Source organism: Burkholderia sp. Bp8998 (genome assembly GCF_003854235.1).
Classification (GTDB): domain Bacteria; phylum Pseudomonadota; class Gammaproteobacteria; order Burkholderiales; family Burkholderiaceae; genus Burkholderia.
Map to the genome: position 1 here is coordinate 85,310 of NZ_QTQF01000020.1, position 25,955 is coordinate 111,264.

At 65.9% G+C, this 25,955-nt stretch carries 20 protein-coding genes and 1 pseudogene; 7 read left to right on the forward strand and 14 right to left on the reverse strand.

The window, feature by feature from the left end; genetic code table 11:
• Positions 1–196: 196 nt before the first annotated feature.
• Positions 197–1,324 carry an aminotransferase class V-fold PLP-dependent enzyme gene (locus DIE06_RS20585; RefSeq protein ID WP_124662974.1) on the reverse strand — a complete coding sequence of 376 codons (1,128 nt, stop codon included), beginning with the start codon at positions 1,322–1,324 and terminating at the stop codon, positions 197–199.
• A 396-nt stretch (positions 1,325–1,720) separates the two neighbouring features.
• Positions 1,721–2,638 (reverse strand): LysR family transcriptional regulator, encoded by a 918-nt coding sequence (locus tag DIE06_RS20590; RefSeq protein ID WP_124662923.1) that lies wholly within the window; start codon positions 2,636–2,638, stop codon positions 1,721–1,723.
• Between the two features lie 141 nt (positions 2,639–2,779).
• Between DIE06_RS20590 and DIE06_RS20595 the strand changes: the two genes are divergently transcribed.
• Positions 2,780–3,544, forward strand: coding sequence for an SDR family NAD(P)-dependent oxidoreductase (locus DIE06_RS20595; RefSeq protein WP_124662924.1), 765 nt, complete (start codon positions 2,780–2,782; stop codon positions 3,542–3,544).
• Positions 3,545–3,763: 219 nt separating this feature from the next.
• Here the strand turns inward: DIE06_RS20595 and DIE06_RS20600 are convergent, their stop codons facing one another.
• Positions 3,764–4,141 carry a RidA family protein gene (locus DIE06_RS20600; RefSeq protein WP_124662925.1) on the reverse strand — a complete coding sequence of 126 codons (378 nt, stop codon included), beginning with the start codon at positions 4,139–4,141 and terminating at the stop codon, positions 3,764–3,766.
• 241 nt (positions 4,142–4,382) lie between these two features.
• On the opposite strand from DIE06_RS20600, the pseudogene DIE06_RS39450 reads away from it, so the two are divergent.
• The 4 genes and pseudogenes from DIE06_RS39450 to DIE06_RS20625 all read left to right on the forward strand — a co-directional run.
• Positions 4,383–4,508: pseudogene (locus tag DIE06_RS39450) on the forward strand (AraC family transcriptional regulator); the annotation flags it as partial.
• Positions 4,509–4,650: 142 nt separating this feature from the next.
• The gene (locus DIE06_RS20610; RefSeq protein ID WP_124662927.1) at positions 4,651–5,595 is read left to right on the forward strand and encodes a GlxA family transcriptional regulator; all 945 of its coding nucleotides are present in this window, start codon (positions 4,651–4,653) and stop codon (positions 5,593–5,595) included.
• Between the two features lie 479 nt (positions 5,596–6,074).
• Positions 6,075–7,787, forward strand: a complete 1,713-nt coding sequence (locus DIE06_RS20615; protein WP_124662928.1) for a M36 family metallopeptidase — start codon at positions 6,075–6,077, stop codon at positions 7,785–7,787.
• Between the two features lie 411 nt (positions 7,788–8,198).
• Positions 8,199–8,567: a YbjQ family protein gene (locus DIE06_RS20625; RefSeq protein ID WP_124662929.1), complete on the forward strand. Its 369-nt coding sequence runs from the start codon at positions 8,199–8,201 to the stop codon at positions 8,565–8,567.
• Positions 8,568–8,577: 10 nt separating this feature from the next.
• Here DIE06_RS20625 and DIE06_RS20630 read toward each other — a convergent pair whose 3' ends face one another.
• The 7 genes from DIE06_RS20630 to betC form a co-directional block, all read right to left on the reverse strand.
• Positions 8,578–9,288: a PepSY-associated TM helix domain-containing protein gene (locus DIE06_RS20630; RefSeq protein ID WP_124662930.1), complete on the reverse strand. Its 711-nt coding sequence runs from the start codon at positions 9,286–9,288 to the stop codon at positions 8,578–8,580.
• Entirely contained in the window at positions 9,285–9,968 is a 684-nt protein-coding gene (locus DIE06_RS20635) for a Fe2+-dependent dioxygenase (RefSeq protein ID WP_124662931.1), read from the reverse strand. Before DIE06_RS20635 ends, DIE06_RS20630 begins: the two co-directional genes overlap by 4 nt.
• 44 nt (positions 9,969–10,012) lie before the next feature.
• On the reverse strand, positions 10,013–12,220 hold the full coding sequence (locus DIE06_RS20640; protein WP_124662932.1) for a TonB-dependent siderophore receptor: 2,208 nt from the start codon (positions 12,218–12,220) through the stop codon (positions 10,013–10,015).
• Positions 12,221–12,761: 541 nt separating this feature from the next.
• Positions 12,762–14,012: an MFS transporter gene (locus DIE06_RS20645; RefSeq protein WP_124662933.1), complete on the reverse strand. Its 1,251-nt coding sequence runs from the start codon at positions 14,010–14,012 to the stop codon at positions 12,762–12,764.
• A gap of 189 nt (positions 14,013–14,201) precedes the next feature.
• On the reverse strand, positions 14,202–15,341 hold the full coding sequence (locus tag DIE06_RS20650; protein ID WP_124662934.1) for a porin: 1,140 nt from the start codon (positions 15,339–15,341) through the stop codon (positions 14,202–14,204).
• Positions 15,342–15,597: 256 nt separating this feature from the next.
• Positions 15,598–16,569, reverse strand: coding sequence for a choline ABC transporter substrate-binding protein (gene choX, locus DIE06_RS20655; RefSeq protein ID WP_124662935.1), 972 nt, complete (start codon positions 16,567–16,569; stop codon positions 15,598–15,600).
• A 45-nt stretch (positions 16,570–16,614) separates the two neighbouring features.
• Complete coding sequence (gene betC / locus DIE06_RS20660; protein ID WP_124662936.1) at positions 16,615–18,150, reverse strand: choline-sulfatase; 1,536 nt, start codon at positions 18,148–18,150, stop codon at positions 16,615–16,617.
• A gap of 200 nt (positions 18,151–18,350) precedes the next feature.
• Here betC and DIE06_RS20670 point away from each other — a divergent pair, with 200 nt between their 5' ends.
• On the forward strand, positions 18,351–19,277 hold the full coding sequence (locus DIE06_RS20670) for a choline sulfate utilization transcriptional regulator (RefSeq protein WP_124662937.1): 927 nt from the start codon (positions 18,351–18,353) through the stop codon (positions 19,275–19,277).
• A 249-nt stretch (positions 19,278–19,526) separates the two neighbouring features.
• On the forward strand, positions 19,527–20,414 hold the full coding sequence (locus DIE06_RS20675) for a formyltetrahydrofolate deformylase (protein WP_124662938.1): 888 nt from the start codon (positions 19,527–19,529) through the stop codon (positions 20,412–20,414).
• 145 nt (positions 20,415–20,559) lie between these two features.
• Here the strand turns inward: DIE06_RS20675 and DIE06_RS20680 are convergent, their stop codons facing one another.
• The 4 genes from DIE06_RS20680 to DIE06_RS20695 form a co-directional block, all read right to left on the reverse strand.
• A complete protein-coding gene (locus DIE06_RS20680) occupies positions 20,560–22,215 on the reverse strand; it encodes an APC family permease (protein ID WP_124662939.1) in 1,656 nt (551 codons plus the stop codon).
• Positions 22,216–22,441: 226 nt separating this feature from the next.
• Entirely contained in the window at positions 22,442–23,305 is an 864-nt protein-coding gene (locus tag DIE06_RS20685) for a glycine betaine ABC transporter substrate-binding protein (RefSeq protein ID WP_124662940.1), read from the reverse strand.
• Between the two features lie 144 nt (positions 23,306–23,449).
• Positions 23,450–24,598 carry a hybrid-cluster NAD(P)-dependent oxidoreductase gene (locus DIE06_RS20690; RefSeq protein WP_124662941.1) on the reverse strand — a complete coding sequence of 383 codons (1,149 nt, stop codon included), beginning with the start codon at positions 24,596–24,598 and terminating at the stop codon, positions 23,450–23,452.
• A 113-nt stretch (positions 24,599–24,711) separates the two neighbouring features.
• A complete protein-coding gene (locus DIE06_RS20695; RefSeq protein ID WP_124662942.1) occupies positions 24,712–25,953 on the reverse strand; it encodes an aromatic ring-hydroxylating dioxygenase subunit alpha in 1,242 nt (413 codons plus the stop codon).
• Positions 25,954–25,955: the final 2 nt, after the last annotated feature.

Consider the following 25,955-nt stretch of genomic DNA (forward strand, 5'->3'; position numbering starts at 1 on the left):
GTAAACGGCCGGCGTGCTCCTTTGTCCCGTCCAGGGGGCAGGATCCGCGAGATGCCGAACGGCAGCGTCGGGCCGGAAGCCGCCGTTCCGGTATGGCGGACTCCGACTTCTACCGATCGTTCAGGTCGCTCAGTCCATCAACGGCCTCGATCGATTCGATCTCGCCATCACGTGCGCCCTAAGACCAAACAACGCTCTACAGAACCCGTTCCAGCGCGCTCGCAAATCGCGCGACCGCCGCGTCAACGTCATGCAGCTTGTCGAGACCGAACAAGCCGATGCGGAAGGTCTTGAAATCCGCCGGCTCGTCGCATTGCAGCGGCACGCCGGCCGCGATCTGCACGCCGACATCGGCGAACTTCTTGCCGGACCGGATATCGTCATCGTCGGTGTAGCTGACCACGACGCCCGGCGCCTCGAAGCCTTCGGCGGCAACGCTCCTGAAGCCCTTCTCGGCCAGCAACGCACGAATCCGCGTGCCGAGTTCGAGCTGTTCCGCCCTCACCTTGTCGAAGCCGTATGCTTCCGTTTCCTTGATGACGTCGCGCAGCGTCGCAAGGCTGTCCGTGGGCATCGTCGCGTGGTACGCGAAGCCGCCGTTCTCGTAGGCTTCCATGATTTGCAGCCACTTGCGCAGATCGCAGGCAAAACTGGTGCTGGTCGTCGCATCGATGCGCTCGCGAGCCAGCGGGCCGAGCATCACCAGCGCACAACCCGGCGACGCGCTCCAGCCCTTTTGCGGCGCGCTGATCAGCACGTCGACCCCGCTCTTTTCCATATCGACCCAGATCGTGCCGGATGCGATGCAATCCAGCACGAACATGCCGCCGGCCGCATGCACGGCGTCGGCCACCGCGCGCAGATAGGTATCGGGCAGCAGCATCCCGGAGGCGGTCTCGACGTGCGGAGCGAAGACCAGGTCCGGCTTGTGTTCCTGGATCGCGGCGACGACTTCCTCGATCGGGGCCGGCGCAAACGCCGCCTGCCTGCCTGATTCGACCGGACGCGCCTTCAACACGATCGATTCGGACGGAATGCTGCCCATGTCGAAAATCTGCGACCAGCGGAAGCTGAACCAGCCGTTGCGGATGACCAGACACTTCTTGTTCGTCGCGAACTGCCGGGCCACGGCTTCCATGCCGAACGTTCCGCTGCCCGGGACGATGACGGCCGCCTTCGCGTTGTAGACCTTCTTCAGCGCCGCGGAAATATCGCGCATGACGCCCTGGAAGCGCTGCGACATGTGATTGATCGACCGGTCGGTGTACACCACCGAATATTCGAGGAGCCCGTCGCGGTCGACATCGGGAAGTAATCCTGGCACGTTCGCCTCCGGTAAAGGATGAAGCATGGGATGGGCGCAAGCGGTATTCGCGAGTGGATACCGCTGCGCCGAGGCAAGCCTGCATCTTGCCTGGATGACGACCGATTCTAACGAAAGCTGTCTACCGGTTGGGAATTTCGGTGATTGCATGGTGCACCGCGAATCCGGGCGGTTGCCGGGCGATGCCGGGCGGCGGCCGCCTTGTGACGCTTTCGATTCTCCCTGGACTCGGCCACTTTCGGCATCTGCAGGCGCCCGAGCAGACGGCAAACAAAGTCCGTGCCGCGTTCAGCGCAGTTGGCAACCGGGTGAGCAACTCGCGCGCGTGGCAACCCGACGCCGTACGAAGGTCGAGGAGTGCGCCCTTCCGACTCGTCGATTCGGTTGGTCAACGGTTCACCGCGGCCATCGCCAAGACGGATCGGCCAGGTGTTCGGCAAAGTAGTCGGACAATGCGGCGACCTTCGCCGGACGCGCGCGCGCCGATGGCGTGACGAAATAGAGGCCGCCCTTCGTCAGCGACCAATCGGTCAGGATCGCTTCGAGACGGCCATCCGCCAGATATTCGCCGGCGATGAACTCGGGCAGTTCGGCGATTGCCTGCCCATCGAGCAGCGTCGGCAGCAACGCATCGGCATTCGTCACGCGCAGCGGACCGGTCGGCATGACGGGCTCTTCCTCGCCCGCGGCGTTCGAGAAGCACCACACATCACTATGCGCCCGATACGCGTACGACAGGCACGGCCGCTCCATCAGCTCGCGGGGATGCGCGGGCCGCCCTTCGCGCTTCAGATACGCCGGCGACGCCACCACGTATTGCGTTACCGCACATAACCGTCGCGCCACCAGCGACGAATCCGGCAGCGCCGCGATACGTAACGCGGCGTCGAATCCGTCGGCGATCAGGTCGACGGTCGCATCCGACAGATGCAGGTCGACCGACACTTCCGGATACGCTCGAAAGAAGCCGGGCAGCAGCGGCGCGACCCAACGCAACCCGAACGACATCGGCACGGCCAGCCGCACCAGCCCGCGCGGCTGCACGGCCATCTCGCGCGCGGTGCTCTCCGCCTCTTCGGCGTGGCGATACACCTCGCCGGCCTTTTCGCAGATCGTCCGGCCGAACTCGGTGAGCGCCAGCTGGCGCGAGGTACGGTTGAACAGCCGCCCTCCCAGGCGGTCTTCCAGGCGGGCCACGCCGCGCGAGACTGTCGCGACGGACACCCCCATCGAGCGCGCCGCGGCCGCGAACGACCCCTCCTCCGCGACCTTTGCAAACATCGCGAGCCCTTCGAAATCAGGCAGCCTGGCCATTTCGCCTCATCTTTTCATTTATGCAACGTTATCTTGCAATCAATTCTATTTCGAAACGAAAGGGGCGTCGATATTCTCCTTACATCGCAGCACGCAGCACCGAACGCAGTCTTCCATGTATCGAACGAAAGGAGAAATACCATGGCACGCAAACTCGACAACAAGATCGCACTGGTTACCGGCGCAACCAGCGGCATCGGCCTCGCCACCGCCCGCCGCTTCTCAGCTGAAGGCGCGCACGTCTACGTCACCGGGCGGCGCCAGGCCGAACTCGATGCCGCGGTCGCGGCGATCCGCGAAAACGGCGGCAGCGCGACAGGCGTGCGCGTCGACTCCACGAAACTCGACCAACTCGACGCGCTGTATGCCCAAATCAGCGAGGAACACGGGCACCTCGACGTGCTGTTCGCGAATGCGGGCGGCGGTTCGATGCTGCCGTTCGGCAGCATCACGGAAGAACACTTCGATGACACGTTCGATCGCAACGTGAAGGGCGTGTTGTTCACGGTGCAAAAGGCGTTGCCGCTGCTCGCCGAGGGTGCATCCGTGATACTCACCGGTTCGACGGCAGGCAGCGCCGGCACCGCCGCATTCAGCGTGTATTCGGCTTCGAAGGCCGCGGTGCGTGCATTCGCACGCAGCTGGATTCTCGATCTCAAGGAGCGCCGCATCCGCGTGAATACGATCAGCCCGGGCGCGACCCGCACGCCGGGCCTGCTCGACCTCGCCGGCCAGGACGCCGCGCAGCGACAAGGTCTCGCCGACTACCTGGCTGCGCAGATTCCGATGGGACGCCTGGGAGAGCCGGACGAGATCGCGGGGGCGGCACTGTTCCTCGCGTCGGACGACGCGAGCTTCGTGAACGGCATCGAACTGTTCGTCGACGGCGGCCAGCAGCAGGTCTGAACGGAGCGCGGACGCACCGGGCGCGGAGGCGGTCTTCGACGATCGTTTCGGCGCCCGCTGCCCGCGCGCGCCCGGACGCACACCATGATCGAACATCGTGCCTTCCTGTCGTTCAGCGTGGTCAGCCGCGAGTGGCTCGACACGCGGCTGCATTTCCGTTTCGGCGAGTTCGGACACGCCGACCACGCGCCGCCCGGCGCACGTTACGCCTGCCCGCGCTCAAGGCCTGCAGGCAATCGCCTCGATCTCGATCCTGGTACCCACCATGTTCGTCGCCTGCAAGGTCGATCGTGACGGCTTGTTCCCCGGGAAGAACTCCGCATAGACACGATTGAATTCCGCGAAGTCGCGCGCGTCCTCGAGCCAGACGGTGGTTTTCACCACGTCGCCGAGTGTGCATCCCGCCAGCGAGAGTACGTGGGCGACGTTCTTCAATGTCTGACGCGTCTGCGCCTCGATCCCGCCTGCGACGAGGCTACCGTCCTCGCTTCTCGCCACCTGACCGGATACGAACACCAGATCGCCGGCTTGGGTCGCCAAGGATCGGGGCAGGTTTCGAGTGACCGGATTGCGCTCTGCAAAGTATTCGATCGCCATTTGAGCCTCCCACGATCCATTCGACGCCGGTGTCGGCCAACGAAAACGAGCGTAACGCGGAAATGGCGCGCTGCCAATTCAGTAATCCCGATCGGCAGGCCGCTGCGCGCCGCCCCGAATACCAGCCGCCGGGGACGCCGTGCTCGTGTTTCATCAGATGTTCGACGACGCAGACCGGCATGCCGAGGCGCTGCGCGGCTCGGATCAGCGTGACGACCAGATCGGTCCCGGCTCGTATCGCAGCGAGGCGGCCGCGCGCTGGGGCTTCCTCCACCTCGGGCATTTCGCGAACGCGTACAAGGCCCAGTTCGGCGAACTGCCTTCGGCGACGGCGCGCCGGACGGTGCGCAGCGCAAAAACGCGCTGAGCGCCGGCAAAACCCGCCATAATCCGTGGTTGAACGTTCGGCGCCGAGCGAGCCGGACGCGGTGTGCGCGTGCCGGCCCGCTCGCCGCGCCGCTTCGCGTCGCGCCGTACGTGACGACTACCCGATTCCACCTCACGCCCCGATGCCAGAGGATTTCCACTTCCTGTTGCTGCCCGGTTTCTCCGCACTCGGCTTCATGTCGGCGGTCGAACCGTTGCGCGTCGCGAACCGCTTTCGCACCGAGTTGTACCGCTGGCACGTAATCAGCGCGGACGGCGCGCCGGTCGCCGCAAGCAACGGCATCCCGGTCGCGGCCGAAGCCGCGTGCGCGGACGTCGCGCAGGTCGAGACCGTGTTCGTCGTCGCCGGCTTCGATCCGCTCGTGTGCTACGACCGCGCGCTCGGCGACTGGCTGCGCCGCCAGAACCGGCACGGCGCGACGCTCGGCGGCATCGACACCGGCAGCTTCGTGCTCGCGGAAGCCGGGCTGTTCGACGCATCGCAAACGCTCACGCTGCACTGGGAGGCGCTCGCCGCGTTCCGCGAACGCTACCCGGGCCTGAACGCGACGCAGGAACTGTTCGAGATCGACGACCGGCGCATCACCTGCGCGGGCGGCACCGCGTCGATCGACATGATGCTCGACCTGATCGGCCGGCGGCACGGCGCCGATCTCGCGGCGGCGATCTCCGAGCAGTTCGTCGTCAGCCGCATCCGGCAGCGTTCGGACAGCCAGCGGCTCGAGATCGCCGCGCGCTACGGCGTGCACAACCGCAAGCTGATCCAGGTGATCGGCACGATGCAGCGGCACATGGAGACCCCGCTCGGCTCCGACGCACTCGCGCAGGAGGTATCGATCACGCGGCGTCAGCTCGAACGTCTGTTCAGCGCGACGTTGAACGACACGCCGACGCGCTTCTACCTGAACCTGCGTCTCGATCGTGCGCGCGAGCTGCTGCAGCAGACCGACATGAGCATCACGGGAGTGTGCGTCGCGTGCGGCTTCGAATCGCCGTCGCATTTCTCGCGCACGTATCGCTCGCGTTTCGGCGTGAGCCCGCGCAGCGACCGCCGCGCGACGCACTGAGCGGCACCGCTTTTGCGTACAATCCGGCGCGCCATTGCGCGCTCCGGCAGTGTTTCCCGCCATGCGTTCAACAATGCCGCTGATTGATCGACGGACCGAAGCGGCCTTCGAAAATAAATTGCAAAGTAACCGAAAATATTCTGTAACATACCTCGCAATTAGATAGGCAGCCCTAAGGAGATGAGAGCCCCGGCCCGACGCACGTCGCGCCACGCAGGCTGCCAAATCGATATCAATGCCGATCCGAGGGGTATGACATGACGATGCTCGCTTCGCCGTCGCCGCACCTGCCTGCCGTTCGCTTCCCCGCCACCTTTCCTTCCCGATTCGTTTCGACCTGACGCTTAGTCGTCCTCAGTCAGTCGAGTCTCCCAGCACCGCTTCGCCGCACCGGTTCCATCGAGCCGGCGCGCGGGCCGTGTCGTGCCTGCTCGCCACAAGCGCGCGGGCGTGTCCAACCGTTGAGATGAGGATCACGTATGCAGACATCACGCAAAGCATTGCCGCTCGCCCTGGGTCTCGCGCTAGGTTTCGGCATCGTCGGCGGCAGCGCGGCCGATACCAAGGTCGCGAACCCGCAGGCGTCGAGCCTGCGCGAAAGCCTGACGCGCGGCGTGGCACCGGCCGCGGCCAAGGCCGATACCGCCGCGGGACAATTCCGCGCCGACGGCGTCGCCGTCACGCTGTACTACCCCGCGTATCGCGCGAAGAAGGCCGCCGCCACACCCGCGGCCACCGCGCGCGATTTCGTCGCGTCGCAGGCGACGCAACTCGGGCTCGACCCGGCCGCGCTCGCGAGCCTCGCGGTGACGTCGGAGCGCAACGACGCCGACTTCACCGTCGTGCGCTTCCAGCAGCAGGCGGCCGGGCTGCCCGTGTACGGCAGCGACATCGCGGTGACGGTCGCGAACGACGGCCGCATCCTGTACGTCGCGAGCAATACGATCAACGGCGTGGTTGCCACCACGCGCAAGTCGCAGGCCGTCGACCAGCAGCAGGCGCTCGACCGTGCCCGCTCGTATCTCGGCGTTGGCGGCTTCACGAACCTCGACGCACAGCTCGTCGCGTTCGTCGACAAGGCCGGCACGCATACCGCCTGGAAGGTGCGCGGCCGCCCGCAGGACGGCCCGAAGGGCGACTGGGAACTGTTGATCGACGCGGGTAGCGGCGAAGTGCTGCGTGCCGAGGACAAGGCGTTCTATGCGACCGACGGCACCGGTTTCGTGTTCCGGCCGGATCCGCTGTCGCCGACGAAGAGCAGCTACGGCAGCACGGGCTACAAGGACAACAACGACGCCGATTCCACGCAACTCACGGCCGCGCGCGTGCGCGTGACGCTGAAGGAGCTCGCGCAGTCGAACGCGCGCTACGTGCTGTCGGGCCCGTATGCGTCGTGCGTCGATTTCGATGCGCCGCGCGACAACGCGTGCCCGGCACAGGCGACGCCGACGTTCGAGTTCACGCGCGGCAACCTGTATTTCGAGGCGGTAAACGTGTACTACCACATCGACACGTTCCTCCGTTACGTGAACCAGACACTCGGCATCAAGGCGCTGCCGTACCAGTACACGGGCGGCGTGCAGTACGACCCGCACGGCGAATCGGGCGACGACAACTCGTCGTACTCGTCGAGCAGCGGCCGGCTGACCTTCGGTCAGGGCGGCGTCGACGATGCGGAAGATGCGGACGTCGTGATCCACGAACTCGGCCACGGCATCCACGACTGGGTCACCAACGGCGGCCTGTCGCAACAGGAAGGCCTGTCGGAAGGCACGGGCGACTATCTCGCCGCCGCATACAGCCGCGACTTCAACCAGTGGAGCCCGTCGGACGCGCAGTATCACTGGGTCTACAACTGGGACGGCCACAACGAATACTGGGGCGGCCGCGTGACGAACTGGAACGTCGGGCGCACGTACGCGCAGGCACGCGGCGCGGAGATCCACACCGCCGGCCAGTACTGGGCGTCGTGCAACCTCGTCGCGCGCGACGCGATCGGCGCGCAGGCGATGGACAAGGCGTTCCTGAAGGGGCTGTCGATGACCAACGGCTCGACGAACCAGAAGGCCGCCGCGCAAGCGGTGCTGACGGCGGCCGCCGCGCTCGGCTACAGCAACGCGCAGCTCACGGCGATCGGCGATGCGTACAACAAGAGCTGCACCTACGGCGTGACCGTGCCGCAGAAGTCCTGATTCCGCAGCAGGCGAAGGGGCGTCGCACGACCTGCGGCGCGCCCTCTTCCTCGACATCGCTACCCTCACGGGATCGAACATGCCTACTCTGACATTGACCCGCCCGAGCGCCGCGCCGGGCGGCACGACAGTCGACGCCGGCAGGGCGGCCGACGGCGCCGGGCGCCGCGAGACCGTGCATGTCGTCGAGATCGACGATTCCAAACCACGCGCTGAAGTTCGGCAAGCTGGCGCTCGCCTATGCGGTCGATCTCGGCGGCAACGGCGGTGCGACCGTCAGGCACTGACCAGGCCTCGGCCGGCTCGAGCCGCACCGGGCGCGCGCGTCATGCGCATCCGATGCGGCTCGAGCGCGTTTCCCGTTCCGGATAGAATCGTCGTTCGATCACTTCCGCACCCCGGTGCACCGCCATGACCGAATTCTCCCGCCCAATCAGCGATCTCACGCCCGAGCGTGTCACGACCGCGTTCGACCTCGCCGGCCATACGACGGTCCGCTCGCTCGGCGTCGCACAAGGCATCATCGTGCGTTCGCGCTCGATCGTCGGCTCGTTCGGCGCGGCGCTGCAAACCCTCTTCGGCGGCAACATCACGCTCTATACGTCGCTGTGCGAGAAGGCACGCCAGCAGGCGTTCGACAAGATGCTCGCCGATGCGCGCAAGCTCGGCGCGAATGCGATCGTCGCGATGCACTACGACTCGACCGAGATCGGGTCGGGCATCACGGAAGTCATCTGCTACGGCACGGCCGTTCAGGTCACACGCGACGCCGCCGCCTGACCGCCACCCGTTACGCGCCGGCCGCACATACGATCGCGACGATCGAGCCAATCACGAGCACCGCGCCGATCGTCTTGCGCTTGTTCAACTCCGTCCACAACAGCACGCCCGTGAGCGACAGCAGGATCAGTGCGCCGGCGAGCGTATCGACGAGCAGCACCCAGCCGATGCTCATCCCGACGCCCTTGTGCAGGTTCGTCAGCCATGCGAGCGTGCCGTTGTCGGTGCGCTTGAGCGTCATCGTGCCGCTGCCGACCCAGTAGTCGACCGCGACGCTTTCATGCGGCGACGCGAACACGAGCTGCCAGTGCTCGGGCTGCACGGTCTCGCGGTCGCCCCATGCGACGGGATGCTCGGGTTCCTTCTGCACGCGGCCCATGCGTTCCGGCAGATGCAGATCAGGTTGCGCACGCAACCATTGCGCCAACTCGCGCGGCGACGCGGGTTCCGGGTCGGGTACATTGAGCCGCAACGTCTCGACATGCGGCGCGCCGGTCTGGATTCGCAGCAGCGGCGCACGATGATTCAGCACGAATCCCGTCGTGCCGAACAGCAGGCCGAGCGCCGCGCCCCACAGGCCGACCCAGCCATGCACTTTTCGCAGCCACTTGATGAACGTACCGCGGCGCGATCGCGTGCCGCCTGAACCGGCCGGGCGTACGCCCGGTGCGATGCGGGACGCGGATGCCGCGTCGATTTCGATCGGATCGGCAACGCTCAAATCTCGCTCCAGATTCTCAACAGATTGTGATAACAGCCAACCAGGCTGCGGCACGCCTGCGTATCCGCGCCGCTGGCGTTGAGCCGCTGGATTGCCGTGTCCATGTCGAACAGCAGCGCGCGCTGCGCATCGCTGCGCACGAGGCTCTGCACCCAGAAGAAACTCGCGACACGTGCACCCCGCGTGACCGGCGTGACCTGGTGCAGGCTCGTCGCCGGATAGACGACCATGTCGCCGGCCGGCAGCTTGACCTGCTGTACGCCATACGCGTCCTCGATCACGAGTTCACCGCCGTCGTATTCGTCGGGCGCGGACAGGAACAGCGTGACCGACACGTCGGTGCGCAGCTTCACGCCGTTCGGCAACACACGCACCGCGCCGTCGACGTGACTGCCGAACGTCATCCCGCCCTCGTAGCGGTTGAACAGCGGCGGATAGACCTGGTTCGGCAGCGCCGCGCTGATGAACAGCGGATTGCGCTCGACCGCGGCCAGGATCACGTCGCCGAGCTCGCGCGCAATCGGCGAATGCTCGGCGATCTGCTGGTTGCGCTTGACCGGCGCGCCCGTGTAGCCGGCCGTCGCGCGGCCGTCGACCCACGCGTCGCCCGCCAGGTCGAGCCGGTCACGCACCATGCGCACCTGTTCGGGCGTCAGAACGTTCGGGATGTGTACAAGCATCGTTCCACCTCTTTCATCGAATCACGCGGCAGCGAGCACGCCGCTCAGAACCGGTAGTCGAGCGTCGCGAGAAACGTGCGCCCGATGCCCGGCACCGCGCGGCCGCCATCCGACTGGATCAGCGCATCGTAATAGAACTTGTTGGTCAGGTTCAGCAGGTTCACGCGCAGGTCCCATTGCTTCGCGTGATACGCGGCCGTCGCATCCCAGCGCGTGTAGCCGCCCACCTGCACGTAGTTCGTATTCGCCGCGTAGCGCCCCGACATGTAGGTCGGACCGCCGCCGATTTCCCAGTGCGGCGTGAACACATACGTGGTCCACAGCGTGAACGTGTTGCGCGGCGTATTCGCGAGCGTCTTGCCCTGTGTGCCGTCGAGCGCGCTCAGGATCGCGCCGTTCATGTACGTATAGCTGCCGAACACCTGCCACTTCGGCGTGATGTGGCCCGTCACGCTCGCCTGGAAGCCGCGCACGCGAATGTCGCCCTCGAGCAGGTATTCACCCGTCGACGTCAGCGTGCGCGCGTTGCTCTTCTCCTGCTGGAACAGCGCCGACGTGACCGACAGGTTGTCGTTCAGCAGATCCCACTTGCCGCCAACCTCGTACGACTTCGTGTGTTCGGGCGACAGGTTCTGCGTGTTGTTCGTGACCGTCAGCGCCTCGAGCGACGGGTTGAACGACGTGCCGTACGAGAAGTAGTACGACTGCGATTCGGTCGGCTGGTAGATCAGGCCGGCCCGCACGCTCGTGAAATAGTTCGTCTGCGACGCATGGCGGGGCGCGCTCACCGTGTTCGCGAGATGCGCCTGGAAGCGATCCCAGCGCAGCCCGCCGACGAATTTCCAGTCGCGGCCGATCGACACCGTGTCGTTCATGTAGGCGGCGAGCGTCGTCGCACCCGATTCCGCGTGGTTGGCCGGCGTCTGCGTCGCGTTGGCCGCGGTCGACGACAGGTAGGCCGGATCGATCAGCGACAGGATCGGCAGGCCGCTGCGCGTGTACGCCTGGTTCGTATAGCTGTCGTGGCCGACCTCGGCGCCCGCGATCAGGTCGTGCTTCACGAAGCCCGTGTCGAACTTGAAATGCGCCATCGTGTCGTTGTCGACCGAATGGTTTTCGATCACGCGATCGTGGCTCGCGAGCTTCACGTACAGCGCGGACATCGGCAACGACGTGTAGTTGCCGTTCGTCAGCGCGGTGCTCGACGCCAGCGGCCCGGTCAGCACCGCGTTCGCGGCCGTCTCGCGCGCATCCGTCATCGAGTGCGAGAACGACGTGCGGTTGCTGATCGTCAGCGCATCGTTGACGCGATGATCGATGCGCGCGGACACCGTCTGCACGTCCTGGATCGTGCGGTCGTCGGTGAGGCCATAGAACGTGTTCTTCGACACCGGCGCCGGATGGCCGTTGACCGCGAGCACGCCGTAGTCCGGCATGTCGTAGTTGTGCTGGATCAGTGCGGACAGCGTCACCTCGGTCGGCGTGCCGATGCCGAAGCGCAGCTCCGGCGCGATCCCGTAGTCCTTGTTCTTCATCACGTCGCGCGTCGAGCCGAGCGACTGGCCGAACGCGTTGACGCGGAACGCGGACGTCGCGCCGAGCGGCCGGTTCAGGTCGACACTGGTGCGGTAGTGGTCGTCGGTACCGATCGTCGTCGACACCTCTGCGGACGGCTTCAGGTTCGCCCTCTTCGACACCTGGTTGATCACGCCGCCCGTCGAGCCGCGCCCGAACAGCATCGACGACGGGCCGTACAGCACCTCGACCGAATCGAGATCGAACGTGTCGCGGTAGTACTGGTTACGGTCGCGGAAGCCGTCGAGATAGATGTCGTTCTGCGCGGTGAAGCCGCGCAGGTTGATGTTGTTGCCGATCTGCCCGCCTTCCGCACCGCCGATCGTGATGCCCGGCGCATTGCGCAGCGCGTCCTGGAACGACGTGAGCCCCTGCGATTCCATCAGCGCCTTGTTGATCACCGTGACCGACTGCGGGATGTCGCGCAGCGCGGTGGGGGTTTTCGCGCCGACGGTCGAGCGCCCGGCCTGGAAGTCCTGTTGCACGGCCTGCCCCGACACGCTGATCGTCGGCAGCGTGTCGCGTGCGGTCGCGCCGGCGGCCGGCGACGCAGCGCCCGGTTTCGCGGTGGCGGCGGGCGACGATTCGGCGCCCGTGCTCTGGGCGAGTGCGGGCGAAGCAATAGGCAAAGCAAAGGCCAGCGCGAGCGCGCTCGCGAACGGGGTCCTGTTCGGCATGGAAATCCAGTCGGAATGAAGCCGCCCCGCGTGGAACGCGCGGCGATGCGCGCGCACGAGGCACGGATGCGTTGGCTTGCTGGCTGCCGACGATCAGACCGACGACGACACTAGCTGGCTACGGTTGACGAGTGACCGGCAGCGCAGTTGCCGCAGCGGTCATGAAAATGAGAATCGATATCATTCCAGATATTTCTGATTGTTTCAATTGATAACCGATTTGTCATACAAAATCGAGATGTTTCGAAAAATTACAGAAAGAATAATGTATTTATGAGAATGGATTCTGTAATTTGATGCAGAAGCTTCGTCCGACACATGCTTGCCCGAAGGCTTGTACGGCAAGGCATTGAAGGATCGCCCCTTTTTAGCTTTTCCGGTCTCGCCCGTCTCCTCGTTTCACAGCCAATGTCTCGATTCGATGGAAATGCGAGCGGCCAAATGAATTGATCTGATGATTATGGGAGCCGAATTCCGTTTGGCATTTGATTGAAACACGAAAGCATTTTGAAATACGTCAGCACCCCGTTTCACCGTCGACTCAATGATCGCGCTCCAGCGATTTCATGTTCCGCAAGGTCGGGAACAACCGCATCCACGTGAGCGCAACGGCGATCGTCGCCGCGCCGCCGACCACGATCGCCGCCGGCGCGCCCCACCATGCGGCCGTCACGCCCGACTCGAATTCGCCGAGCTGGTTCGACGTGCCGATGAACAGCGAGTTGACCGCGCTCACGCGCCCGAGCATCTCGTCGGGCGTGCGCAACTGCACGAGCGACAGGCGCACGACGACGCTCACCACGTCCGAAGCACCCAACGCCGCCAGCGCGATCAGCGACAACGCAAAATTCCTCGACAGCCCGAACACGATCGTCGCGATCCCGAACGCGATCACGCCGCCGAACATCGCGCGGCCGGGCCGCCCCTTCAACGGAAAACGCGTGAGCCACAGCGTGCCCGCGAGCGCGCCGACCGCCGGCGCCGCGCGCAATGCACCGAGCCCCCACGGCCCGACCTGCAGGATGTCGCGTGCGTAGATCGGCAGCAGCGCGGTCGCGCCGCCGAACAGCACCGCGAACAGGTCGAGCGACAACGCGCCGAGGATCGCCGGCTCGCGCCGGATGAACGCGATGCCCGAGAATACCGAACGCAGCGTGACCGGCTCGCGTGCCGGCGGCGCGCTGCGCAGCGGAATCGTGCCGCTCAGCAGCGCCGCGATCGCGAATGCGACGACGCTCGTGCCGAACGCAGCGGGCGCACCGATGCCATACAACAGCCCGCCGAACGCCGGCCCGAGAATCTGCGCGGCCTGGTTCGCGGACGTCGACAGCGCGGTCGCGCGCGGCAGGTCGCTGCGCGGCACGACGGCCGGCAGCAGCGACGACACCGACGGCGATTCGAACGCGCGCGCGGTGCCGACGATCGCCGCGAGCGCATACACGCCCGGTGCGGTGAGCCCGCCTTGCGCCGCGCCGAACAGAAACACGCCGGCGGCCAGCGCCTCGACACCCTGGCAGATCGTCGCGATGCGCCGGCGGTCGTAGCGGTCGGCCACCTGCCCGACGACGAGCGTCAGCGCGAACATCGGCACGAATTGGGCGAGCCCGACGAGGCCGAGCGCGAACGCGCTGTGCGTGAGCGCATAGACGTACCAGCCGATCGCGACCGACAGGATCTGGAACGCGAGCGACGACATCACGCGCGTGCCCCAGAAGCGCTGGAATGGTGCGTGGCGGAACAGGTTGGCGGGTAACGGCGACGGTAAACTGGATTCGGGTAACGGGGTGGTCATCGGAGGGGAGGCGTCGGGGGCGGCCGATCGGCGGAGTGCGGGGCGCGCCAGATCGCGATGATATCGCCAACCGCTGGCACCTTGCTCGCGCGCCCGTCACGCGCGGCACTACAAAAAAAAAAGCGCGAACCACGGTTCGCGCCAAAGAGAGACCTCGCTGAAGACGTCGAAAGATCTACCCCACCCCGCTCAGAAAGAATGCCGCATCCCGATCCGCACGTCGGCCTGCGTCTGCGTGGTCGACGGCGTGAAGCTGTAGCCGACCACCGCATCGACACCCTGCGAAGCACGCAGGTAATCGCCGGAGATGTACACGTCGGTGCGCTTCGACAGCAGGTAGTGCAGGCCGGCCGTGCCCTGGTTCCAGTGGTGGCCTTCGAAGCGCGTGTGCTGGTAACCCGCGATGAGGCTCAGCGCCGGCGTGAACTGGTACATGCCGCCGCCTTCGTACACCTGCATGTGCGACGACTGGCCGAAGCCCTTGATCGTCGTGTACGAGAAGTTCGCGTCGAGCGACAGCTTGCCGATCGTGTAGCTCGTGCCGATGCCGAACGTGCCCTGGCTGTCGACGTCCATCGCGGTGTTCGCGAACAGGTCGGTGCGCGCGCCGGTCGCCGGATCGACGGTGACGGTCTGCTGGCCGAGGAACGTATGCGTGCCGATCATCGCGTACGGGTCGAACGCATAGATGCCGTTCGGGTTGTTCAGGCGCGTGTACGCCGCACCGATCGAGAAGTCGCCCTTCGTGAAGCTCGCGCCCGCGCTCCATGCGCTGTTGCGGTGGAAGTTGCCGGCGACGTTGCCGAACGAATACATCGCGCCGAACTTGAAGCCGTTCAGGTCGTTCGACAGGAACTTCACCGAGTTCGGCAGGCGGTCGCCGTTGAAGCGGTCGAAGTCGCCCTGGTGGATCGCGTAACCGCTACCCCATGCCGAGATGTTGTAGATCGAAACCAGCTCGTTGGTGATGTCCAGCTGGTTACCGAACGACAGTGTGCCCCAGTCGTTCTGCAAACCGACATAAGCCTGGCGGCCGAACTCCGCCCCGCCGAAGCCGAGCTGCCCGTTGCCGAGGTGGAAACCGCTCTCGAGCGTGAACACCGCCTTCAGGCCGCCGCCGAGATCTTCAGTGCCCTTCAGGCCGAAGCGGTTGCCGTACGCGACGCCGTCGTCGAACTTGACCACATGCGAACCGCCCGTGTTGTTCACGTACGTGATGCCCGCGTCGATGATCCCGTACAGCGTCACGCTGCTCTGCGCGTGGCCGATGACGGGAATACAGGCCGCGCATGCGAGCGCGGCGGCTACGGCAACTTTCTTTTGCTTCATTGTCGACCACCCTCCCTGAACCGTTCGATGGAAAGAACCGTTGCCTGGCGCGCGCCGCAATACGCCGGCTGATTCGAATTCGGTACGTCTACTGGCTTCGGTATTTCGTTTTTCGCAATAACGCAGCCATTGGCGAAAAATACAAACCCATATTTCCGGCCACCCGTCTGAAGGCGACACCAAATGGTCTTGATGCGACTGTTCGGGAAAACACGGAGGCGGGCGGCGCGGCCAAAACCGGCCGCCCGGAGGCAGGTCAGCGGGCGTCGAGCGCCGCGCGCACGGCCGGCAGCGCCGGCGTGCCGGATGCGGTCGTCACGCCGTCCAGCCAGCCCTGGACGAGCGCCGGGTCGGCCTTCAGCACGTGCTGCGCCGCGAGCGCGGGCGACGTCTTGTTGTCGAGCATGTCGGCGATCATCCGGTTCTCGACGTCGACGGAGAAGGTCATCTGCCTGAACAGCCGCGCGAGGTTCGCGCACTGGCCGGCAAAACCCGGACGCGTCACCGTGTTGACCGTCGCGCCGCCATAGTTCGGGCCGAAATACGCATCGCCGCCCGACAGGTAGGTCAGGTGGAACTTGGTGTTCATCAGGTGCGGCTCCCACGCGAGAAAGACGATCCAGCGCTTGTCGCGCACCGCGCGCTCGACCTGCGTGAGCATCCCCGTCTCGCTCGATTCGACGAGCGACCAGTTCGCCGCGCCGAGCGCATGGTCGGACAGCATCCGCTTGATGTTCTGGTTCGCGGGCGCGCCGGGCTCGATCCCGTAGATCTTGTCGCCGAAGCGGTCCGCGTAGCGCGCCAGATCGGCGAACGTGTGCACGCCGGCCGCCGCGACGTAGTCGGGCACGGCCAGCGTGAACTTCGCGCCGCTCAGGTTCGCGTGCAGCACGTCGATCGACTTCTCGTCGACGAACGGCTTCACGAGCGGCGCCTGCGCGGGCATCCAGTTGCCGAGGAACACGTCGACCTGCCCTTTCTTCAAGCCCTGGTACGTGATCGGCACCGACAGGTTCGCGACATCCTGCCGGTAGCCGAGCGCCTTCAGCACGACACCGGCCATCGCGTTCGTCGCGTCGATGTCGGTCCAGCCGGGCGCCGCCATCTTCACGTCACGGCATGTCTGCGGATCGGCGGCGTGCGCCGGCTGCATCGCCGCCACGCATGCGGCTGCGGCGAGTGCCGTGCCGAGCCTCCGGATTGCTGCATCGGATTGCCGTTGTTTCATGGTTCGTTTCCTCCGTCGTTCGTCAATGACCGCGATGCGGACCGTTCAGCGCCCGACGCGCGGAAAGCGCGCCATCGCTTCGAGCGTATCGAGTTCGATGTGATTGCGCATGTAGCGCTGGCTCGCGTCGGTGAACGGTTGCCAGTCCCACGCCTGGATGCGGCCCTGCGTCGTCGCCGCGTAATGGAACCGCCGGCGCCGCTGGCTCGCGCGTACCTGCGCGTCGAGCGCCGGCAGGTTCCAGCGCCGCGCGGCTTCCGCGCGGAACGCGGCGAGCACGTCGGCGGCTTCGGGCAGGCCGGCCAGGTTCGTGCGCTCGCGCGGATCGTCGGGGAGGTTGTAGAGCTGGTCGGGGTCGGCCGGGCAATGCACGTACTTCCAGTCGCCGCGGCGGATCATCACGACCGGCGCGACCGCCCCTTCGGCGAGGTACTCGCCCAGCGCGACGTCGTGCGCGGGTGCGCCGTGCAGATGCGGCACGAGGCTCGCGCCGTCGACCGGGTCCGGCCAGCCGCCGGCGGGCGCCGCGCCGGCCAGCTCGACGAGCGTCGGCAGCAGGTCGACGTGCGACACGGGCCCGCGCACGCGCGCGGCGTCGAAGCGGCCCGGCGCGTGCACGATCAGCGGCACGCGGCAGCCGCCTTCGAAGAACGTCATCTTGTACCAGAGCCCGCGCTCGCCGAGCATGTCGCCGTGGTCGGACGTGACGATCACGATCGTGTCGTCGGCGAACCCGCATTGCTCGAGCGCGGCGAGCACGCTGCCGAACTGCGCGTCGACGTAGGACGTCGCACCGTAGTACGCGCGGCGTGCGGCGCGGATCTGCGCGTCGGTCGGCGGCGTGCGGTCGTTTTCGCAGACGAAGCGCAGCCGCTGCGAATGTGGATCACTCTCTTCCGCGTCGAGCCGCACGGCCGGCATGTCGATCTCGTCGTCGCTGTACAGATCCCAGTACTCGCGCGTGATCGCGTACGGATCGTGCGGATGCGTGAGCGACACGACCATGCAGAACGGCCGCGCATCGTGTCCGGCCGCCCGCTCGCGCGCGACGTCGTACAGCTTCTGCTTCGCCGCGAACGTGACCTCGTCGTCGAAGTCGAGCTGGTTCGTGCGCACGCACGGGCCGGCCTCGAGCACCGAGCTCATGTTGTGATACCAGCTCGGCCGCTCGGTCGGGGCGTCCCAGTCGGGCACCCAGCCGAAGTCGGCCGGATAGATGTCGGTCGTGAGCCGCTCCTCGAAGCCGTGCAGCTGGTCGGGGCCGCAGAAATGCATCTTGCCGGACAGCATCGTGCGGTAGCCGCCCGCGCGCAGGTAGTGCGCGAAGGTCAGCGTTTGCGCCGGCAATTCGGCGGCGTTATCGTAGGCGCCGATACCCGACGGCAGCTTGCCGGTCAGCAGCGAGAAACGCGACGGCGCGCACAGCGGGCTCGCGCAATACGCGGCATCGAACACCACGCCTTGCGCGGCGAGGCGGTCGAGCGTCGGCGTGCGGGCGACGCGGTTGCCGTAGGCCGGCAACGCGAACGGCGTCAGCTGGTCGGCCATCAGGATCAGGATGTTGGGAGTCGGGTTCGTCATCGCGGTCGTGGGGAAATCGGTGTTCGAACGGAACGGCGCGGCGCTCGTGCAGCGACGCAGCCGGCATGACGGACGCGGCCTGCAGAAAGTGCCGCGCGCACCGGCCGCGACTGGCAGAATCGCGGAAGGCCTGGCGCGGTGCCGTGCCGTCCGAAGCACTATCCCCCGCCCGAATTCGCGCGGGAAGGCGTCCGGCTCTTATGGGCCCATTAGAGAGACTTATGTCGAAACCCGAACCGTTACCGTCGATGCAGGCGCTGCGCGCGTTCGAATCGGCCGCCCGTCTCCAGAGCTTCACCGCCGCCGCGCGCGAGCTCGGCTCGACGCAGCCGGCCGTGAGCCAGCAGGTGTTCCAGCTCGAGGCGGAGCTCGGCGTGCCGCTGTTCGAGCGCAGCCCGCGCGGCGTCACGCTGACGCGCGACGGCCAGTGCCTGTACGAAGCCGTGCGGGTGAGCCTCGACACACTGCGCGGCGCCACCGCGACACTGCGCGCGCGCCGCGAGCACGGCGCGCTCACGATCGTCACGGATTTCGGTTTCGCGACCTACTGGCTGATGCCGCGCCTCGCGGGGCTGAAGCGCGTGATGCCGGACGTCGACGTGCGGGTCGTCACGTCACAGGATTACGACGCGCAGCGCGACCACGCCGACATCGCGATCCTGTTCGGCGACGGCCACTGGCCGTCGTGCACGGCTGCGCGGCTCTTTCCGGAATCCGTCACGCCCGTGTGCTCGCCCGCGTTCCGCGCCGCGCACCCGCAAGTCACGCGGCCCGAGCATCTGCACACGCTGCCGCTGCTGCACGTGCAGCCGACGCGCCCCGAGCGCTGGCTGTCGTGGGCCGGCTGGTTCGACGCACACGGCCTCGACGCGCCGGCCGACGCGCGCGGCGTGACCTTCAACAGCTATGCGCTGGTGATCCATGCGGCGCTGCTCGGCGAGGGCGTCGCGCTCGGCTGGTCGCCGCTCGTCGACGAGCTGGTCGCGTCCGGGCAGCTCGTGAAGCTCGTCGACGCACCCGTCGTCACGTCGCGCGGCTACTTCCTCGTGCGGCCGCCGCAGCGGCCCGAGCCGGACGCGACCCACCTGTTCCGGCGCTGGCTGCTCGACGCGTGCGCACCGGCCTGAACGCCTGCTGGCCGGCGGCCTGACGGCCCGCCGAATGCCGGCCGGTTACGCGCCCGACGCCCTCGGACCGGCCGTCCGACCCCCAGCCCCAGCCCGGCCGCGCTGGCGCGCCGATACCAGCCACACGGCGGGTTGGTTCTATCCGCGCCAAAATCGTCCTGATTTACTTGAGCCTCACGCTACCCGCATAATCTGGCGCCCCGGTGCGCCGCCGTGCGGGTTCGCGCCCCATGACATCCGAGGAATCTCATGACCGCCGACTCACGCCCCGATCAATTCGTCCTGACGCTGTCGTGCCCGAGCGCGGCCGGCCAGGTCGCCGCCGTCGTCGGCTTTCTCGAACGCCATCGCTGCTATGTCGATGCGCTGAACGTGTTCGACGACGATCTCAGCAATCACTTCTTCGTGCGCTGCGTGTTTCATCCGACGGATGAGACGCTGCAGATCGACGCGCTGCGCCAGGAGTTCGGGCCGATCGCCGCCGCGCTCGGCGGCGACGGTGATGGCGACACGCAATGGGCGATCCACGACGTGAACGCGCGCCCGAAGGTGCTGATCATGGTGTCGAAGCTCGAGCACTGCCTCGCGGACCTGCTGTTCCGCTGGCGGATGGGCGAGCTGAAGATGGACATCGTCGGCATCGTGTCGAATCATCCGGACTTCGAGCCGCTCGCCGTGCAGCATGGGCTGCCGTTCCGCCACTTCCCGATCACGGCCAACACCAAGGCGCAGCAGGAAGCGCAGTGGCTCGACTTCTTCGAGTCGAGCGGCGCCGAACTCGTGATCCTCGCGCGCTACATGCAGGTGCTGTCGCAGGAAACCAGCGCGAAGCTCGCGCACCGCGCGATCAACATCCATCATTCGTTCCTGCCCGGCTTCAAGGGCGCGAAGCCGTATCACCAGGCGCATGCGCGCGGCGTGAAGCTGATCGGCGCGACCGCGCACTTCGTGACCGACGATCTCGACGAAGGTCCGATCATCGAGCAGGTGGTCGAGCGCGTCGATCACGCGCTGCGTCCCGAGCAACTGCTCGCGGTCGGCCGCGACGTCGAGTGCATCACGCTCGCTCGCGCGGTCAAGGCATTCATCGAGCGCCGCGTGTTCCTGAACGGCGACCGGACGGTGGTGTTTCCGTAAGCGCATACGTTCGGCGAGCCGCCAACAAAAAACCGACCGGCAGATGCCGGTCGGTTTTTTTGAGCATGGCGTTCGACGCTTCGCGCGACGGCCCCGGGTGCGGTGTCCGGATTCGTCGCGCGCGGCGCGTGCCGCGGTCAGGCGCCTACTTCACCCACGCGAAGTAGTACGACAGCCAGATAGTGAGCGCCGCGCCGACCAGCGCCGCATACGGCATCAGGTTCAGCCACATCGCACGCTTCGGCACTTCGAGTTCCATGTCGCGCTGCATCTGCGCGGGGAAACGGCCGCGATCCTGCCAGTAGTGACGATAGAGAAACACCGGCACGATCAGCAGCATCGCGATCAGCCCGTTGCGCAGCGTGCCTTCGCCCTGCAGGTTCGCGCCCGCGCCGACATAGACGAGGTTCGCGTAGCCGCAGATCGAACCGGCGACGAGCAGCCAGGTCGGGCAGCGGAACGGCCGATCCCAGTTGCCGCGATCCATCCGGTGGATCCAGCCCGACTGAAGGTTCAGGAATACGAACAGCATGTAGCAGACGTTCGAGATCGACAGCACCGTCATGTAGTCCGACATCATCAGCAACACGAGGTTGAAGCCGAGATCGGTCCACATCGCGCGCGTGGGCGAGCCGTGCTCGTTCACGTGCGACAGATACTTCGGTAGCCAGCCGTCGACCGATGCCTGGTACAGCGTGCGCGACGAGCCCATCATCGACGTCATCACGATCAGCAGGATCGACAGCATCAGCATCACGACGACCGCATTCGCGACCCACGCGCCGCCACCGACGATCTTCGCCATCGCGGCCGCGACGCCGGTGCCGTCGCCGATCGCCGGATCGAGCATCGCCTGCGTGCCGAGCGCGCCCTGGAACGCCATCGGCACGAGCGTCATCACGACGAGGCACAACGCGCCCGACCAGAAGATCGCCTTCGCGGTGTCGCGGCGCGGATCGCGGAATTCGCGCGTGTAGCAGACGGCCGTCTCGAAGCCGTACGACGCCCAGCCGGCCATGAACATCGCGCCGAGCGCCATCGTCACGCCCTGCCCGTTCCACGAGCCGAACGTCGCGGTCGTGAGGTTGCCGTGCGCGTCGTGACCGAGCGGCAGCAGCGGCAACAGGTTCGACATCGGCACGTCGCCGGTGATGAACGGCACGATCCCGACGATCAGCAGCGGCGTGAGCGATGCGATGCCGAGAATGCGCTGCGTACGCGCAGCCTTCGACGCGCCGCTGTGCTGAAGCTTGAACGTGATGAGAAGCAGAATCGTCGCGATGATGAACGTCGCGTTGATTCGCAGGGACAGACCTGGCTTGATGAAACCGAGATCCGCAATCTTGAGCTGCCAGTGCAGCACCGCCGCATCGGCGGGAAAGAGACTCGTGAGCGCATAGCTCGCCGCGAGGCCGCAGCCGAGCGCGAGCATCGGCGACCACGCGAGCCAGTTGCACCACACGGAAACCGGGGCAATCAGCTTGCTGTAACGAACCCAGCCGATCGCGCCATACACCGACGCGCCGCCCGATTTATGGGGGAATAGCCCTGATATTTCCGCATAAGTCGCGCTTTGAATCAGCCCCATCGTGATCGCGGCGATCCAGATCGCCCACGCGGGCTGGCCGATCGTCGCGCATACGCCGCCGATCGTGAACAGCACGCCTGCCGGCACGCCGCTCGTTACCCAGAATGCGTCTTTCCAAGTCAGGCCACGATGCAGCGTGTGGCCCGTCGAATCATGTGAGATGGTTGCCTCAACATCACTGGTGCGGTTCGCACGCAGTCCTGCCTGACTCATCCAATTCCTCCTCTCGAGCAGAGTTGGCGCTTTAGCGCTTATTCTGGTCCGATGCAAAGCAGATGACTCCGCACAAGCGCCGTAGTGTAACAACTTACGGGCTTTTCTGCAGAATCAAAAAAATAATTCCGGGAGAAGGCCGTGTCGCAGTGCGATTATTTCGCATCACTACCTACCTTTCCCGGACTGTCTCTTCATCTATTTATCGCGGCGAATCGCCGCAGTGTTACTGCACGCCTTCAGTCCACGAATTCACGCGGTCCGCATGCGCGGCAATCCATGCATCCGCAGCCGCTTCCGGCTTCGAGCCGTTCTGGATCGCGAGCATCACGCTGTCGATCTCGCCCGGTTTCCACTGGAATTTCTTCAGGAACGCGACGACCGGCTTGGCCTTCGTTTCGAGCTGCGGGTTCACGACGCTGTCGACGTGCTCCGCGCCGCCGAACACCTTCTTCGGATCCTCGAGGAAGCGCAGCTTCCACTTCGCGAACATCCAGTGCGGCGCCCAGCCGGTCACGATCACCGGCTTGTTCGCGCCGACGGAGCGCGACAACTCGGCCGTCATCGCGCTGCCCGAACTCGGCATCAGCGTGTAGCTGAGGCCGTAGTTCTTGATCGCTTCGTCGGTCTTGCGCATCACGCCCGCGCCCGCGTCGATGCCGACGATCCGGCCGCCGAAGCTGCTTTTCTCGGCGTTCAGATCCTCGATGCTCTTCGCCTTCACGTAGTCGGGAACGATCAGGCCGATCTTCGCGTCGGGAAAGTTCGCGCCGAGATCGACGACCTTCGTCTTGTATTCGCTCCAGTAGGAGCCGTGCGTGACGGGCAGCCACGCGGACAACGTCGCGTCGAGGTCGCCGCGCGCCACGCCCTGCCACATGATCCCGGCAGCCACCGGTACGAGCTGGACCTGGTAGCCGAGTTTCTTCTCGATCACGCGGGCCGCGACGTTCGACGTCGCGACGCTGTCGTCCCAGCCTTCGACGTAGCCGATCTTCAGCGTCGGCTTCGTATCCGCAAGCGCCGACGCGCTCAGCGCCACCATTGCCGACAGTGCGCCGGTCCAAATCAGTTTTCCGAACAGCTTCATGGTCGATCTCCTTGATATGCGCACCGTGCGCGTTGCCTCTCTAGGTTCTTCAACCACAAATCCGCGGTATCGTTGTTTTCCGACGGATGCTTGTCCGGGCGCGACGCGCCCGAACAGCCGATGGCTGGTTTCGACTGCTTTCGACTACTTGTCGATCACGAGATCCGACAGCGGCTTGCTGCAGCACAGCAGCACCATCCCCTGATCGATCTCGCGCTGGCGGATACCGCCGTTGTGCTTCATCTCCACCTGCCCCGACACGAGCTTCACCTTGCAGGTGCCGCACATGCCCTGCGTGCACGACGCCGGCAGCCGCACGCCCGACTGGCGCGCCGCGTCGAGCACGTGCTGCTCGGAACCGCACGTGATCTCGCGGTTGCTCTTGGCGAAGCTGACCGTGTACTGCTTCGTCTCGACGCCACCGTCGTTGGCCGCCGGCACGAGTTCGGCGAGCACGTCGTCGCTCGCGGTCTGCGCGAGCGTTTCGAACGAGAAGCTTTCCTCGTGATACTGCTTGCGGTCGAAACCGGCTTCGTCGAGCAGGTCGCGCACGGCCTTCATGTATGGCGCGGGGCCGCACGTGAAGATTTCGCGTTCCATGAAGTCCGGTGCGATCAGCTTCAGCAGCGGCAGCGTCAGGAAGCCCGTGACACCCGGCCAGTTGGTGCGCGCACCGACGCGCTCGACGACGAACGACGTGCGGAAGTTCGTATGGTTCGACGCGATCAGGTCGAGCTCGCGCGCGAAGATGATGTCGTCCGGCGTGCGTGCGCTGTGCACGAACAGGATGTCGCGATCCTCGGCGAGATCATGGTGCGCGCGGCTCATCGACATCAGCGGCGTGACACCCGAACCGGCCGACAGGAACAGGTACTTGCGCGCCGGATGCCGCGCGCACGTGAACTCGCCGGCCGGGCCGAGCACGCGAACCGACGCGCCCGGCTGCAGGTTGTCGTGCAGCCAGTTCGACACCTTGCCGCCCGGCACGCGCTTCACCGTGATCGAGATCGTGTGCGGCCGCGCCGGCGACGACGAGATCGTGTAGCACCGGTTGATCGTCTCGCCTTCGATGTCGAGTTCGAGCGTGATGAACTGCCCGGGCTCGAACGAGAACGCACGGCCTTGCGGCGAACGGAAGAAGAAGCTCTTCACGTCGTGGGTTTCCTGCCGAACGTGGCAGCACACCAGCGTTTCCTCGACGTCGCTCGTCCAGCGCTCCGGCAGCGCGCTCCAGAACGCCGGGTGCGTAACCCGGCTGTCCGCCGGCTCGAAATGGGCCGCATCTCGCATCATGCCAACCTCCGCCGGGCCGCCCCAAGGAGGTTGACCGCCCCCTCGGGGGGCAGCGAACAAAGTGAGCGTGGGGGTTGTTTCATCATTAACTCCGCTTGCTATCTGCTGACGACTTACGCGCCGATTTGTTCGGCGAGCCGGCCGATGTACCAGGCCGAGAACTTTTCGACGAGACCTTCCGTGTACGGCGAGTACGGACCCGGCTCGTACGCGCTGCTGGTCGCGCCGCGCTGCGAGAACTCGACGAGCGCGCGATCCTGGTCGTTGGTCGCGTTCCACACGGCCGTGAGGTTCTTCACGTCGTAGTCGATGCCTTCCTTCGCGTCCTTGTGCACGAGCCACTTCGTACGCACGAGCGTCTTGCCGGCCGACAGCGGAATCACCGAGAACGTCACGATGTGATCGCTCATGAAGTGGTGCCACGAGTTCGGCTGCGTCCAGAACGACAGGCCGCCGAGGTCGGCCTGCTCGAACTGGCCGAGCAGCTTCTTCGATGCGACCTTCGCGTCGAGCGTCTGCGATTCGCCGTGGCGGTCGAGCGGCAGGCGCTGCGTGCGGAAGCCCGTCACGTCGCTCAGCTTCTCGATCTCGGCGGACGGCAGGCCCATTTCGGCCCACTCCTTGCCGCGGCGCACGCAGGTTTCCGCGAATGCATCCATGCCTTCGGCGTTCGCGTCGGAGCGCTGGTAGCCGAAGCCGTATTCGTACAGCGAGATCGTCAGCTCAGGATGGTTCGCGACGCAGTGATAGCACTCGCGGTTGTTCTCCATCGTGAGCTTCCAGTTGCCTTCCTCGATGATGTCGACCTGCGCGGCGATCTTCGCGTTCGGCAGATCGTGCGGCAGCAGGTACGGCTCCATCTCGGCGCGCAGCTGCGCGAAATCGACCGGCGGCTCCTCGGCGAGGCAGACGAAGATCAGGCCCGCGAGGTTCTGCACGTGCACCGACTTCAGGCTGTGCTTGCAGCGGTCGAACTGCTCGCCCATGTGCTCGGCGAACATCAGCTGGCCGGTCAGGTTGTAGGTCCAGCTGTGGTACGGGCACACGATGTTGCCCACCGAGCCTTTATCCTCGTTGCACAGGCGCGCGCCGCGGTGGCGGCACACGTTGTGGAACGCGCGAATTTCCATGTCGTCGTCGCGCACGATCAGGATCGAGTCGCTGCCCAGTTCCACGGTCACGTAGTCGCCCGGCTCGGGAATGTCCGGTTCGACCGCGACCTGGATCCAGTGCTGGCGGAAAATCGCCTCCATGTCGAGGGCGAAGATGTCCTCGCTCGTGTAGAACGGCGCCTCGAGGCTGTAACCTTCCTTGCGTCGCTCGATCAGTGCGCGAATGTCTGCCGATACTTTCATCG